Source organism: Mycobacterium sp. IS-1590, assembly GCF_001500025.1.
Lineage (GTDB): Bacteria > Actinomycetota > Actinomycetes > Mycobacteriales > Mycobacteriaceae > Mycobacterium.
Window position 1 is genome coordinate 363,355 of sequence record NZ_LQIW01000023.1, and the last position, 13,707, is coordinate 377,061.

Here is a 13,707-nt window from a genome sequence, read left to right on the forward strand (position 1 = left end):
TCATAAGGATGCTCAGTGATCAGGTGCGGCAACAGCTGGCCGCCGATCTCGCTCAGGCCGAGCGCAGCAAGGTCCCCATCGCGCCGTTGACCGACGCCCACCCCGACATCGACGTCGTCGACGCCTACGAGATTCAGCTGATCAACATCCGGCAACGCGTCGCTGAAGGCGCCAAGGTCATCGGCCACAAGGTCGGGCTGTCGTCGAAGGCGATGCAGCAGATGATGAACGTCGACGAGCCGGACTACGGGCATCTGCTCGACGAGATGGCCGTCCACGAGGACCAGCCGGTGAAGTCCGCGAACTACCTCTACCCCCGCGTCGAGGTGGAAGTTGGCTTCATCCTGGCCGACGATCTGCCCGGTGAGGGCTGCACCGAGGACGACGTGCTGGCGGCGACGGCCGCCTTCGCGCCCGCCATCGAGTTGATCGACACCCGCATCACGGACTGGAAGATCAAACTGTGCGACACGATCGCCGACAACGCGTCCTCGGCGGGTTGGGTGCTCGGCGAGAACCGGGTATCGCCCAAGGACATCGACGTCACCGCGATCGACGCCGTGCTCACCCGCAACGGCGAGGTGGTGGCCAAGGGCCGCAGCGATGCGGTGCTCGGTAACCCGGTGACCGCGGTGGCGTGGCTGGCGCGCAAGGTCGACAGCTTCGGTGTCCGCCTCAAGGCGGGTGACATCGTGTTGCCCGGTTCGTGCACGAAGGCGTTCGACGCCACGCCCGGCGCCGAGTACGTCGCAGACTTCGCCGGGCTGGGCTCGGTGCACCTCAGTTTCGAATAGGAGCGATATGCCTAAAGCAAGCGTCGCGATCGTCGGATCGGGCAACATCAGTACCGACCTGCTGTACAAGCTGCTGCGCTCGGAGTGGTTGGAACCACGCTGGATGATCGGCATCGACCCCGACAGCGAGGGTCTGGCGCGGGCCCGCAAGCTGGGCCTGGAGACCTCACACGAAGGGGTCGACTGGCTGCTGGCGCAGAGCGAGAAGCCCGACATGGTCTTCGAGGCCACCAGCGCCTACGTGCACCGCGACGCCGCGCCGAAGTACGCCGAGGCCGGCATCCGCGCGATCGACCTCACGCCCGCGGCCATCGGGCCCGGCGTGATCCCGCCGGCCAACCTTCGCGAGCACCTCGACGCGCCCAACGTCAACATGGTGACCTGCGGCGGACAGGCGACCATCCCGATCGTGTACGCGGTTTCTCGCGCGGTGGACGTGCCCTACGCCGAGATCGTGGCGTCGGTCTCGTCGGCCTCGGCCGGCCCCGGTACGCGCGCCAACATCGACGAGTTCACCAAGACGACCAGCGCCGGTGTGCAGAACATCGGGGGCGCCCAGCGCGGCAAGGCGATCATCATCCTCAACCCCGCCGAGCCGCCGATGATCATGCGCGACACCATCTTCTGCGCGATCCCCGAGGACGCCGACCACGACGCGATCACGCAGTCCATCCGCGACGTCGTCGCCGAGGTGCAGACCTACGTGCCCGGCTATCGACTGCTCAACGATCCGCAGTTCGACGAACCCTCCGTGGTCAACGGGGGCAACCACGTCGTCACCACGTTCATCGAAGTGGAGGGTGCGGGCGACTACTTGCCGCCTTACGCTGGAAACCTGGACATCATGACCGCGGCGGCTGCCAAGGTCGGCGAGGAAATCGCGAAGGAGTCCATGGCCACGAGCAGTGCAGGAGGCCAAGCATGAGCGGCACCGACAGCATCTATTTCAACCCGATCTGGGACGTCCGGATGACGGACACGTCGCTTCGCGACGGCAGCCACCACAAACGGCACCAGTTCACCAAGGAGGAAGTGCACGCGATCGTCGCGGCGCTGGACGCCGCCGGCGTACCGGTGATCGAGGTGACCCACGGCGACGGTCTCGGCGGGTCGAGCTTCAACTACGGCTTCTCCAAGACGCCCGAACAGGAGCTGATCAAGCTGGCCGCCGAGACGGCCAAGGAATCGAAGATCGCCTTCTTGATGCTGCCCGGTGTCGGCACCAAGGAGGACATCAAGGAGGCGCAGAACAACGGCGGGTCGATCTGCCGCATCGCCACGCACTGCACCGAGGCCGACGTGTCCATCCAGCACTTCGGTCTGGCCCGTGAACTCGGCCTGGAGACCGTCGGCTTCCTGATGATGAGCCACACGATCCCGCCGGAGAAGTTGGCCGCGCAGGCCCGCATCATGGCCGACGCCGGCTGTCAGTGCGTGTACGTCGTCGACTCAGCGGGCGCGTTGGTGCTCGAGGGTGTTCGCGACCGGGTCGCGGCGCTGGTGGCGGAATTGGGCGACGACGCGCAGGTGGGCTTCCACGGCCACGAGAACCTCGGCCTCGGCGTCGCCAACTCGATCGAGGCCGTGCGCGCGGGCGCCAAGCAGATCGACGGGTCCTGCCGCCGGTTCGGCGCGGGCGCGGGCAATGCGCCGGTGGAGGCGTTGATCGGGGTGTTCGACAAGATCGGCGTCAAGACCGGCATCGACTTCTTCGACATCGCCGACGCCGCCGAGGAAGTCGTCGCACCCGCGATGCCCGCCGAGTGCCTGCTGGACCGCAACGCGCTGATCATGGGCTACTCGGGGGTGTACTCCAGCTTCCTCAAGCACGCGATCCGCCAGTCCGAGCGCTACGGCGTGCCGGCGCACCAGTTGTTGCACCGCGCCGGCCAGCGCAAGCTGATCGGCGGCCAGGAGGACCAGCTGATCGACATCGCGCTGGAGATCAAACGCGAGCAGGACAGCGCCAAGACCGGCTAGCGACGGCTTGATCTGACGGCTCGGCGGCGCCTGGCCAGCCACACCGCGATCAGTACGGCCGTTACCGCCAGGACCGCGTACTGGTAGCGCGATGTCCAGGTGGACACGGCTTCCCAGTTGTTGCCCAACTTGAAGCCGGCCACCACCAGCACGCTGTTCCATACCGCGCTGCCCGCCGTCGTGAGCGCGATGAAACGCACGAAGGGCATGGTGTAGATCCCGGCGGGAACCGAGACCAGGCTGCGAACCACGGGGATCATCCGCCCGAACAACACCGCCACCGATCCGTAGCGACGAAACCACGCCTCGCTCTTGGCCAGGTCGTCGGCGGAGAAGAACGGCAGCCGCTCGACCAGCCGGTGCACCCGGTCGCGTCCGAGGCGGGCACCCACCAGATACAGCACGACGGCGCCCACCACCGAGCCCGCCGTCGTCGCGACGATGGCTTCTGCCAGCGACATCTCACCGCGGGCCGCGGACAGGCCCGCCAGGGGGAGAATGACCTCGCTCGGCAGCGGCGGGAAGATGTTCTCCGCGGCGATCACGGCGCCCGCGCCCAGGCCGCCGAGACGGTCCATCAACGACACCGCCCACCCCGCCGCGCCTCCGACGCTTGGTGCTGCGTCCGCGACGATGGTCACGGTCAAGGTGCCGTCCCCCGGTTGGCGCGAACGTGGGTTACCCGCACGTCTGATCGCGATTTGGCGTGCGGGTAACCCACGTTCGGCGAGTCCTACGCCGCGGCACGTGGGGCGCCGATTCCGGGGTCGATCTTCGCCGGCTCATCTGCAGTCGGGGCGATGGGAATGTCGAAGATCGCCGTCGGGAGATACACCGTCGCACAGGAATTCGGGATGTCCACGACGCCCGAGAACCGGCCTTCGATCGGGGCGGCTCCGAGCAGCAGGTACGCCTGTTCGGGGCTGTAGCCGAACTTCGTCAGGTAGTTGATCGCGTGCAGACACGCCCGCTGGTAGGCGAGTTGCGAGTCCAGGTAGCGCTGCTCACCGTCGAGGGTGACCGAGGTGCCCGAGAACGTCAGCCATTCGGAGTACTGCGGTTGGGTGTTGCCCGGGATGAAGATCGGATGCTCGCTGACCCCGTAGGTCTCCATTCCGCCGGAGATCACATCGACGTGCAGGTCGATGAATCCGCCCATCTCGATTGCCCCGCAGAAGGTGATCTCGCCGTCGCCCTGCGAGAAGTGCAAGTCGCCGACCGACAGCTTGGCGCCGTCGACGAACACCGGGTAGAAGACCCGGCTGCCTCTGGTCAGGTTCTTGATGTCCATGTTGCCGCCGTTCTCGCGAGGCGGCGCGGTGCGAGCCCCCTCGGCCGCGACCTTGTCGAACGCGTCGCCGGTGAGAGTGCCGAGGACCGCGTCGGTCGGGTTCGGTGGCAGCGCCAACGGCGGTTTGCGATCCGGGTCGGTCGCGATCAACGCGGCCTCGCGGGAGTTCCAGTTGTTGAGCAGCTCGGCCGACGGCGCAGTCCCCATCAGGCCGGGGTGGGTGATGCCGGTGAACTCGACGCCGGGTACGTGACGTGAGGTCGCCTTCTCTCCGGAGAAGTCCCAAACCGCCTTGTAGGCGTCCGGGAACTGGTCGACCAGGAAGCTACCGCCGTTGCTCTTGGCGAAAATTCCCGTGTAGCCCCAGCCCTGACCGGCCAGTGGTCCGGAGTCCTCTTGTGGGATGGGGCCGACGTCGAGGATGTCCACGATCAGCAGGTCACCGGGATGGGCGCCTTCCACAGCGATCGGTCCCGACAGCGCGTGCACCTTGGACATCGGAGCGTTGAGGATGTCTTCTGCGGAGTCGTCGTTGTGGATGTCGCCGTCGAACCACTCCCGACAGTGGACCCGGAACGAGTCGCCCGGCTTGACCGTGACCGCCGCGGGGATGTCGGGGTGCCAGCGGTTGTGTCCGACTATCTGTTGGTCGGGGAACCGCCTGGTGGAGTCGAGCGGAAAGATCAGTTCGGGCATGGGATCACCTTCAGGGTCGGGGGAGCATGCGGTGTCGCGGGTCAGTGCTCGTGGGTCGGCGACGAGTCGCGGGTGGTGGTGCGGTGACGACTCCGGGACGATCAGCGCTGGCGCGGGTCGCGTCCTGGAGTTTCATCGCGATGTCGGTGCGGCCCAAATGGGGCATCGGCATCATCTTCAGCGCGTGCCCCGCGCACTGCGGGCAGTCGACGATGTCCGGGCAGCTTTGCATGGAGAACGCCTGTTCGGTTATTCCGCAGCCGGATTCGCATCGAAACCTGTAGAGCACCATGATCAGCTCCGTACAGCTCGAGATTGCGGGGACACGTCAGCGGCATACCCCGCCGCTACCGAGGTAACCCTGCTCGGTCGTTGGACCCGACCGGCACGATGGGGACATGGCGACCCGTGGACAAGCTCAGTCGATTCTCGAGCAGCTGGCCGGGCGGCAGGCCTTGTTACGGGACGACCAGTGGGCCGCGATCGAGGCGTTGGTGGTGCACCGTCGTCGGGCATTGGTCGTCCAGCGCACGGGCTGGGGTAAGTCCGCGGTCTACTTCATCGCCGCCAAACTGCTGCGCGCCGAGGGGCGCGGCCCGACGGTGATCGTCTCGCCGCTGTTGGCGCTGATGCGCAACCAGGTCGCCGCCGCCGAGCGAGCCGGCGTCCACGCTGCCACCATCAATTCGAGCAATGTCGCCGAATGGGACGACATTCATGAGCGCGTGCGGACCGGAGAACTCGACGTGCTGTTGGTCAGCCCAGAGCGGTTGAACAACCCCGACTTTCGAGACGCCGTGCTGCCGGCGCTGGCACGTGATGCCGGGCTGGTGGTGGTCGACGAGGCGCACTGCGTGTCCGATTGGGGACACGATTTCCGGCCCGACTACCGGCGGATCCGCACGCTGATCGCCGAGCTCGGCGCCGGTATTCCGGTGCTGGCAACCACCGCCACGGCCAACGATCGGGTGGTTGACGATGTCGCGGCGCAGTTGGGTGTCGGCGGTGGTGACACCGTGGTGCTGCGGGGCGGGCTGGACCGCGAGTCGTTGCGCCTCTCGGTGGTCAAGGCGGGCAACCCGGCCCAACGTGCGGCATGGCTTGCCACACAATTGAATTCGTTGCCCGGTTCGGGAATTGTGTACACGCTGACGGTGGCGCAGGCGCACGACATCGCCGCGCTGTTGCGCGAGCAGGGGCATCCGGTGGCCGCGTACACCGGCGCGACCGAGGCCGCCGAACGCGAACAACTGGAGGCCGATCTGCTGGCCAACCGGGTCAAGGCCCTGATCGCGACGTCGGCGCTGGGTATGGGATTCGACAAACCCGACCTCGGCTTCGTCGTGCACCTCGGCGCACCGTCCTCACCGATCGCGTACTACCAGCAGGTCGGCCGCGCGGGCCGTTCGACGGCCAGCGCCGAGGTGATCCTGTTGCCGGGCCGTGAGGATCAGGACGTCTGGCGGTACTTCTCGTCGGTCGCGTTCCCATCGGAAGCCCTGGTGCGCAATGTGATTCGTGTCCTGCAGCCGGACCGTCCGCAGTCCACGGCGGCGTTGGAGCCGATGGTCGACCTCAACCGGACGCGGCTGGAGATGGTGTTGAAGGTGCTCGACGTCGACGGGGCGGTCCGGCGGGTGAAGGGCGGCTGGATCGGCACCGGCATGGAGTGGACCTACGACGAAGTTCGCTACCGCAAGCTCGACGAAGCGCGTAAACGAGAGCAGCAGGCGATGCTCGACTATCAAGCGACCGGCCGCTGCCGGATGGCGTTCCTGCGAGCCCAACTCGACGATCCCGAACTCGACGAGGGGGAGCGGTGCGGCCGGTGCGACAACTGCGCGGGCTCGCGTTATGAGGCTGTCGTCGACGCCGAGGCCGTGGACGCCACCCGCACGCGGCTCATGCGGCCCGGGGTCGAATTGACGCCGCGCAAACAGTGGCCGTCGGGGCTCGAGAAGCTCGGGCTGGAGCTCAAGGGGAAGATCAGCGACGGACCGGAGTCCGGCCGCGCCATCGGCAGGTTGACCGATCTCGGTTGGGGAGCACGCCTGCGGCGCGTGCTCGACGAACCGGACGCGGAGGTTTCCGACGACGTGGTGCAGGGCGCCGTACAGGTGCTGGCCGCATGGGACTGGGAGACCCGCCCAGCCGCGGTGATGGCCCTGGACTCGGACACGCATCCGCTGTTGATCACCTCGCTGGCGCGTGAATTGTCCCGGCTGGGCCGACTCACGGACCTGGGTGTGCTGCGATACGCGCCCGGACGTAGACCGGTGACCGCGGCGAACTCGGCGTACCGCGTCGCCGCGCTGAACGGTGCGTGGGAGATTCCGGATCTGACGGGGGTAGCGGGACCGGTGCTGTTGGTCGATGACGTCACCGACACAGGGTGGACGCTGACGATGGCCTCGCGGCTGGTCAGAGCGGCGGGCGCGCCGGCGGTACTGCCGTTTGCGCTGGCCAGCGTGAGCTGAGCGGTAATTCCCGCCTCCGAGTGCTTAAGGGGTTGACATCACGCACCACCTGCGTGCGATCACCGCTGTTAGCGCGCTGGGGTTGCTGACACCTGAAAAACGGGGTTTGTACTGGCGCTGTTTAGCCCGCCCCCCGGGTTGGTTACGCCTTACGGAGCGGCCACCGTGTCGCAGACCGAAGGAGTGATTTGATGAACCTGACCGCAACGACCGTTCGACGCGGCCTGTACGGCATGTTCGCCGGCGGCCTGCTTGCTTTCGGTTCCGCCGCAATCGTGGCACCGGTTGCCAACGCGCAGCCGGCCCCGGTACCGACGCAGGACAACACCTGCAGCGTGAGTGCGATTGCCAACACCTCGAGCACGGTGTCGGCCTCGACCAGCACCTATCTCGCCTCGAACCCCGAGGCCAATGAGGCGCTTACGGAGATCGCCACGAAGCCGCAGGATCAGGCCAAGCAGGACTTCCGCGCATATTTCGCGCAGAACCCGCAGGTCGAGTCCGAGCTGAAGGCGATCAACCAGCCGGTCACCGAGATTTCGAGCCAGTGTGGTGTCGAAGTGACGCCGACGCCGATCTCGGCCGCGTTGACTGACGCGTAACCCAAGCACGACCTTGTGGCGCCGGCTCCCAGCCGGCGCCACAAGTGTGTCTACGGGTTGTAGAGCACTGGTCCGCCGGGGTCGATCGGCACCACCTCGTAGGTGCCGCCACCGGTGCGCTCGGGGTTCTGCCCGGGGTCGGCCGTCCCGGCGGTAGGCGCTCGGACCACCTCGCCCGGGCTCTGCGGCGCGGTCTGGGCCGTGGCGGGCGGCGCCTCGCACTCGCCGGCAGCCGAGTTCCAGTCGCCGCCGGACACAATGCAGCATGCTTCGGAATCTTGCTTCCACTGGGCATAGGTGATGTCGCCGAGTTCGCACTGACGGGTGGGGATCTCGATGCAGGCACCGATTCGGGTGCAGCAACAGCATGGCGAGCAGTTCGCGCTGCTTGGGTCCGCCGAGATCCACCGGTCGGCTGCCGTCGCCAGTGACAGCGAGCGGACCCAGGATGCCGAATTCCGGCAGCCCGGTCACGACGTCGCTCCGCCGACTTTCACCAGGTCAGCGTAGCGTTCGAGGGGTACGGCGGGAGGCCCTGAGTCACCGAATACGCACAGCCGCCCTGCCATCGGCAGGGCGGCTGCGGTGTGGAGGTTCAACGCCTCATCGGTAAGCGATGAACACGCCGTTTTCCAGGAACACGCCGAATGCGTTCGCCTCAGCGTTCCACTCGACCTTCAGCGGGGTGTTGAGATCGGGGAAATCCGGACGCAGATCGGCTGGCGGGAGCCAGACATCCGGAACGTTGAGACGTGCCGGGTCATCCCAGTGTCCCGGCGGAACGCCATAGAACGGGTTCGGAAGCACGCCTATCGTGGGGTCCTTCTTCACCTGTCCGGGCGGGCCGAACGGGTTGTGCCCGGGCGGATCACCCGGCGCCCAGTTCGAGATGGCCGGCGCGGGCGGATTCGGCGGACCAGGGATGTTCGGCCACTTCGGCCCCGGGTCGGCTTGCGCCAGCCCGCTGCCCAGTGCGAATGCCGACAAACCGAGCGCACCCGCCATTGCCGTGGTGGCCGCAAGTTTCTTGATCTCCACAGTTGAACTCCTTGTTCGGTGATGGCGCCGATGGTCACGGCGCTACATCGACTTGTTGTTCGTAACCGCCCCGACCGCCCCGACCGGTGCGACCGGTGCGGCTTGAAGACCCCCAGACGCAATCTGAGTACCCCCGACCCCGGTGGCAAAACACGCAAACTCGAAAAAAGTATGTTTGCTGGTCTAACTGCTGCCGCGAGGTTTGGCACCCCCCAGCTGTGCGGTCACGGCGTCTGCCGTCGCCACCAGCGCTCGCGCTCGCTCGCTGATCTCTTTGTCGGTCAACGCTTTCCCGATGTGCATCGAGGCCACCATGATCTGTCGCTGGTAGTGGTCGTACACCGGCGCCGAGATCACGCTGATATCGAATCTAGCGGAGCGGTGTTTGCCTTCTGATCCGTTCTCGCCACGCAGGTAGACCCGCTCGCCGACATCGGAGACCAGTTCACCGAGCAGCGCACGCAACTCGTCAGGTAATTGGGTCGACATTCCCGCCATCAACGAATACAGCCGTCGCCCACCCGGCGTCAGCCGCTCGACCAGGTAACCGTCCGCGCGGCATTCGGCGATCACCCGGTGCAGCCGTTCTGTGTCGGTCCGCAGCGGAAGCGTCGGCTCCTTGGCCAACCATTCGCGTTCGGCCACGTCGTCCCAGAGCACGAACATCAGGCCCACCGGAGGGGCGAACGGATAGCTCTGGCCTACCTCGACACCCGGCCGCGCGCCGGCGGGCGCCACGAGGTCCAGCACCGTGATCCGGTCGTCAACCACGCCCGAGAGCGCCGCGGTGACACCGAACCGCGCCGAGAGCCGACGCAGTTCCTCCCTGGCGGCCGGGCTGACGCGCAACGCCTCCTGGGCCCGGTGCCCGAGCGTGATCAGCGACGGGCCCAGTCGGTACGTCTTGTCGGTCGGGTCGCGCACCAGGTAGCCCGCGTCGCACAACGAGGAGACGATGCCCAGGCAGGTCGGCTTGCTCAGCCCCACACGGCGGGCCAGGTCCGATACACCGAAGCGTTCGGCGGGACGGTCCGCGAGGTAGTCCAGCACGCGCACCACCCGGTCGGTCGGGGGTGATGCGCGGCCGGAAGGCGCGGTGCCGGACACGTCAGCAGCCTACTTTATGTTCCATATATGTACCGCCACGGTCGATATATTGACTCCTGCTAGAACGCGTTCTAGTTTCGCAGTGTGTACTCCCAGCCGCTGATCGATGCGATCGCCGAAGCCGAGCATCTCGTGTCCACCGCGCCGTTCATCGAATCCGACGCCGATCTGCTCGAAGGTCTGCAGTACCTGGCCGGACGCGTCGCCGCCTGCACCCACCTGGCGTTCGACTACGACCGGGATCATCCGTTCATGCAGTCCGGAACGGGCCCGTTCACGAAGATGGGCCTCGACAACCCGGACGCCCTCTACTTCGGCACCCGGGTGCAGGCCGGTCACGAATACGTCGTCACCGGTAAGCGGGGCACCACGACCGACCTGGCCTTCCAGATGCTCGGCGGGGAGTACACCGACGACAACGTTCCGCCCAGCCAAGCCGCGTTCGACGACCGCGACCTCGACATCGCCGAGGACGGCACGTTCGAATGGCGCGTCACCCCCACCAGCCCGTCGCAGTTGGTCATCCGGGAGGTCTACAACGACTGGTCGGCACAGCGCGGCTACGTCAGCATCGCGCGCACCGACACCGCGGGTACCGCACCGCCGCCGCTGAGCAAGGAGCTCATCGAGAAGCGCTACGCGGTGGCCGGTAAGCAACTGGTCCAGCGGGTCAAGACGTGGCTGCAGTTCCCGCAGTGGTTCTACAACACCCTGCCGGTGAACACGCTGACCGCCCCGCGGCTGACACCGGGCGGACTGGCAACGCAGTATTCGTCGGTCGGCCACTTCGACCTGGCACCGGACCAAGCCATGGTCATCACGCTGCCCGTGCCCGACGCTCCCTATCTCGGCTTCCAGCTCGGCAGCCTGTGGTACATCTCCCTGGACTACATCAACCACCAGACATCCCTGAACGGCACTCAGGCACAAGCTGATCCGGACGATAAGATCCGCATCGTCGTCTCCGACGCCAACCCCGGCGTCACGAACTGGTGTGAGACCCTCGCTCACCGCAAGGGATATCTGCAGTTCCGGTGGCAGCGGCTCTCACGTGCGCTGACCGAGGCCGACGGTCCAACGGTCGAGATCGTCGACGTGGACAAGGTCGCGGACACGTTGCCGTACTACGACAGCAACAAGATCTCCGATGGCGACTGGCGTGCCAGGATCGCATTGCGACAAGAGCAGATTCAGAACAGGATGGTGGGCTGATGCCGGGTCTCCTCCACGACAAGGTGGTCGTCATCAGCGGCGTCGGGCCGGCTCTGGGCACGACGCTCGCGCGCCGGTGTGCCCAGGAGGGGGCGGACCTCGTGCTCGCGGCCCGCACCGTCGAACGGCTGGAGGATGTTGCCAAGCAGATCACCGATCTGGGCAGGCGGGCGCTGTCGGTCGGTACCGACATCACCGACGAGGCGCAGGTGAACAACCTCGTCGACGAGACGATGAATGCGTACGGCAAGGTCGACGTGCTGATCAACAACGCGTTTCGGGTGCCGTCGATGAAGCCGTTGGCCAACACCACTTTCGAGCACATGCGTGACGCCATCGAGCTGACCGTGTTCGGGGCGCTTCGCCTGATCCAGGGCTTCACGCCGGCGTTGGCCGAGTCCAACGGCTCGGTGGTCAACGTGAACTCGATGGTGGTGCGTCATTCACAGGCGAAGTACGGCGCCTACAAGATGGCCAAGTCGGCGCTGCTGGCGATGTCGCAGTCGCTGGCCACCGAACTCGGAGAGCGGGGTATCCGGGTGAATTCGATTCTGCCGGGCTATATCTGGGGTGGGACGCTGGAAAGCTACTTCAATCACCAGGCCGGTAAGTACGGCACCACCGTCGACGAGATCTACAAGGCGACCGCCGCCGCATCCGATCTCAAACGGCTGCCCACCGAGGACGAGGTGGCCTCGGCGATCCTGTTCATGGCCAGCGACCTGTCGAGCGGAATCACCGGCCAGGCACTGGATGTCAACTGCGGGGAGTACAAGGCGTGACGCGCACCGATGTCGGTACGGTCGAGGATCTGCACGCTTCGGCCACCAAGGCCTGCGGCCTCGACGACTTCGGCAGCGACGACGACAACTACCGCGAAGCCCTCGGGGTGCTGCTCGAGTCCTACCGCCGCGACGCGGATCTCACCGAGTTCGGCAGCAAGATGCAACGGTTCTTCGTGCGCAACGCACTGGTCGCCCGGCTGGTGTCCGAAGCGGCGTGGAAGCAGCACCCTCAGCACGCCGACGTCGAGATCTCCAAGCCGATTTTCGTGACGGGTCTGCCCCGCACCGGCACCACAGCCATCCATCGACTCCTGGCCGCCGACCCGCGCCACCAAGGGCTCGAGTTGTGGCTCGCCGAGTTTCCCCAACCTCGACCACCGCGCGAAACCTGGTCCGATAACCCGGTTTTCGCTCAACTCGATGCCCAGTTCAGCAAGGCGCATGCGGAGAACCCGGACTACACCGGGCTGCATTACATGACCGCCGACGAGGTCGAGGAATGCTGGCAGCTGCTCCGCCAGTCGCTGCATTCGGTGTCGTACGAGACGCTTGCGCACATCCCGACGTATTCGCAGTGGCTGGCGAAGCAGGACTGGACGAAGCCCTATGAGCGGCACCGCAAGAACCTCCAGTTGATCGGGCTCAACGAACCCGAGAAGCGGTGGGTCCTGAAGAACCCGAGCCACTTGTTCGCGCTCGACGCGTTGTTCACGACGTACCCGGACGCGCTGGTCATTCAGTGTCACCGACCGCCGGAGACGATCATGGCGTCGATGTGCTCGCTGGCCCAGCACACCACCGAGGGCTGGTCCAACACGTTCGTCGGCAAGACGATCGGACGCGATTCGTTGGAGACCTGGTCGCGGGGACTGGAGCTGTTCAACGCCGAACGAGCCAAACACGATCCGGCCCAGTTCTACGATCTCGACTACTTCGATCTGATCAAGGATCCCGTCGGTGCCGTCGCCGACATCTACCGCGCGTTCGCGATCGAGTTCACCGACGCCGCGCGCGAAGCGGTGGCCGCAACCCACGAAGAGAGCAAGAAGGGCCCGCGGGCACCCAAACACACCTACTCGCTGGCCGATTACGGCCTGACTGACGACGAGGTCAAGGAGCGGTTCAAGGGGCTGTGATCTCAGGCGGTGGTGTTGGCCAACTTCTCGATCCGCTCGAGCGCACCCTCGGCCAGGGAACGCACGTCGTACCCGTTGGCGGGACCGCACGTCGAGATCTCGATGGCGGCGTTGTACGCCGCGACAAGCGCGCTGTCGCAGGCCCAGTCGTCACCCTGGAAAGACCAGAGCAGGATCTCGCGTGAACCGGAATCGACCGGCGGCAGAAGCTCGAAGACGTAGTCGCGTTCGGCCATGCTGGTGACCCGAAAGCTCTTGCCCTGACAGGAGTCGATCGTGCGCTTGGCCTGTGCGAGCGCGTCTTTGGCGTCGAAGTCGGCGCGATAGACGCCGACCATCTCCTCGACGTACACGTCCAGGCCGCCGTTGACGGTCATCCAGTGCCCGCCGTCGTATGCCGCGGGATCGTGATCGACGATGAACGGCGGGTCGACTTCACGCGCCACTCCCGCGCACTCGCCGGGATCGACGGAGACGAACAGGTTGCCGTCACCCTTGGTGACGTCTGGGCTCAGCAGGTCGCCGACCTGTCCGGCGGTGATCGGGGCGACGGGGGGCTCGGCCGTCGGCACAGGGCTGTCAACCACCC

General features: G+C 66.2%; 16 protein-coding genes. 10 read left to right on the top strand and 6 right to left on the bottom strand.

What is annotated here, in order from left to right:
• Positions 1-8: 8 nt before the first annotated feature.
• Genes AU197_RS16495 through dmpG form a run of 3 tightly spaced genes read left to right on the top strand, consistent with a single transcriptional unit; the run spans position 9 to position 2,774 of the window.
• Positions 9-794 (top strand): 2-keto-4-pentenoate hydratase, encoded by a 786-nt coding sequence (locus tag AU197_RS16495; protein ID WP_064403732.1) that lies wholly within the window; start codon positions 9-11, stop codon positions 792-794.
• 7 nt (positions 795-801) lie between these two features.
• Positions 802-1,719: an acetaldehyde dehydrogenase (acetylating) gene (locus AU197_RS16500; RefSeq protein WP_064403733.1), complete on the top strand. Its 918-nt coding sequence runs from the start codon at positions 802-804 to the stop codon at positions 1,717-1,719.
• Positions 1,716-2,774, top strand: coding sequence for a 4-hydroxy-2-oxovalerate aldolase (gene dmpG / locus AU197_RS16505; protein WP_064403734.1), 1,059 nt, complete (start codon positions 1,716-1,718; stop codon positions 2,772-2,774). Before AU197_RS16500 ends, dmpG begins: the two co-directional genes overlap by 4 nt.
• Here the strand turns inward: dmpG and AU197_RS16510 are convergent.
• Positions 2,771-3,415, bottom strand: coding sequence for a DedA family protein (locus tag AU197_RS16510; RefSeq protein WP_231745003.1), 645 nt, complete (start codon positions 3,413-3,415; stop codon positions 2,771-2,773). The genes dmpG and AU197_RS16510 overlap by 4 nt on opposite strands.
• Positions 3,416-3,507: 92 nt before the next feature.
• A complete protein-coding gene (gene fmdA, locus AU197_RS16515) occupies positions 3,508-4,761 on the bottom strand; it encodes a formamidase (RefSeq protein ID WP_064403736.1) in 1,254 nt (417 codons plus the stop codon).
• A gap of 83 nt (positions 4,762-4,844) precedes the next feature.
• On the opposite strand from fmdA, the gene AU197_RS26315 reads away from it, so the two are divergent.
• The 3 genes from AU197_RS26315 to AU197_RS16525 all read left to right on the top strand — a co-directional run bounded on the left by AU197_RS26315 (position 4,845) and on the right by AU197_RS16525 (position 7,840).
• Complete coding sequence (locus AU197_RS26315) at positions 4,845-5,045, top strand: hypothetical protein (protein WP_156434442.1); 201 nt, start codon at positions 4,845-4,847, stop codon at positions 5,043-5,045.
• Positions 5,046-5,159: 114 nt separating this feature from the next.
• Complete coding sequence (locus AU197_RS16520; protein ID WP_064403737.1) at positions 5,160-7,238, top strand: RecQ family ATP-dependent DNA helicase; 2,079 nt, start codon at positions 5,160-5,162, stop codon at positions 7,236-7,238.
• A 191-nt stretch (positions 7,239-7,429) separates the two neighbouring features.
• Positions 7,430-7,840: a hemophore-related protein gene (locus AU197_RS16525; protein WP_064403738.1), complete on the top strand. Its 411-nt coding sequence runs from the start codon at positions 7,430-7,432 to the stop codon at positions 7,838-7,840.
• 50 nt (positions 7,841-7,890) lie between these two features.
• On the opposite strand, the gene AU197_RS16530 is transcribed toward AU197_RS16525, so the two are convergent.
• Positions 7,891-8,097 (bottom strand): hypothetical protein, encoded by a 207-nt coding sequence (locus AU197_RS16530; RefSeq protein ID WP_064403739.1) that lies wholly within the window; start codon positions 8,095-8,097, stop codon positions 7,891-7,893.
• 79 nt (positions 8,098-8,176) lie between these two features.
• Between AU197_RS16530 and AU197_RS26900 the strand changes: the two genes are divergently transcribed.
• On the top strand, positions 8,177-8,350 hold the full coding sequence (locus AU197_RS26900) for a hypothetical protein (RefSeq protein ID WP_156434443.1): 174 nt from the start codon (positions 8,177-8,179) through the stop codon (positions 8,348-8,350).
• A gap of 93 nt (positions 8,351-8,443) precedes the next feature.
• On the opposite strand, the gene AU197_RS16540 is transcribed toward AU197_RS26900, so the two are convergent.
• Both AU197_RS16540 and AU197_RS16545 read right to left on the bottom strand, forming a co-directional pair.
• Positions 8,444-8,878, bottom strand: coding sequence for a hypothetical protein (locus AU197_RS16540; protein ID WP_064403741.1), 435 nt, complete (start codon positions 8,876-8,878; stop codon positions 8,444-8,446).
• A 183-nt stretch (positions 8,879-9,061) separates the two neighbouring features.
• Positions 9,062-9,985, bottom strand: a complete 924-nt coding sequence (locus AU197_RS16545; protein WP_064403742.1) for an IclR family transcriptional regulator — start codon at positions 9,983-9,985, stop codon at positions 9,062-9,064.
• Between the two features lie 84 nt (positions 9,986-10,069).
• Between AU197_RS16545 and AU197_RS16550 the strand changes: the two genes are divergently transcribed.
• The 3 genes from AU197_RS16550 to AU197_RS16560 are packed head-to-tail and all read left to right on the top strand — an operon-like array spanning position 10,070 to position 13,118.
• On the top strand, positions 10,070-11,197 hold the full coding sequence (locus tag AU197_RS16550; protein WP_064403743.1) for a hypothetical protein: 1,128 nt from the start codon (positions 10,070-10,072) through the stop codon (positions 11,195-11,197).
• A complete protein-coding gene (locus tag AU197_RS16555) occupies positions 11,197-11,979 on the top strand; it encodes an SDR family oxidoreductase (RefSeq protein ID WP_064403744.1) in 783 nt (260 codons plus the stop codon). The genes AU197_RS16550 and AU197_RS16555 overlap by 1 nt, the downstream gene beginning before the upstream one ends.
• A complete protein-coding gene (locus AU197_RS16560; RefSeq protein WP_064403745.1) occupies positions 11,976-13,118 on the top strand; it encodes a sulfotransferase family protein in 1,143 nt (380 codons plus the stop codon). Before AU197_RS16555 ends, AU197_RS16560 begins: the two co-directional genes overlap by 4 nt.
• A 2-nt stretch (positions 13,119-13,120) precedes the next feature.
• Here the strand turns inward: AU197_RS16560 and AU197_RS16565 are convergent, their stop codons facing one another.
• On the bottom strand, positions 13,121-13,705 hold the full coding sequence (locus tag AU197_RS16565) for a sensor domain-containing protein (RefSeq protein ID WP_231744964.1): 585 nt from the start codon (positions 13,703-13,705) through the stop codon (positions 13,121-13,123).
• Positions 13,706-13,707: the final 2 nt, after the last annotated feature.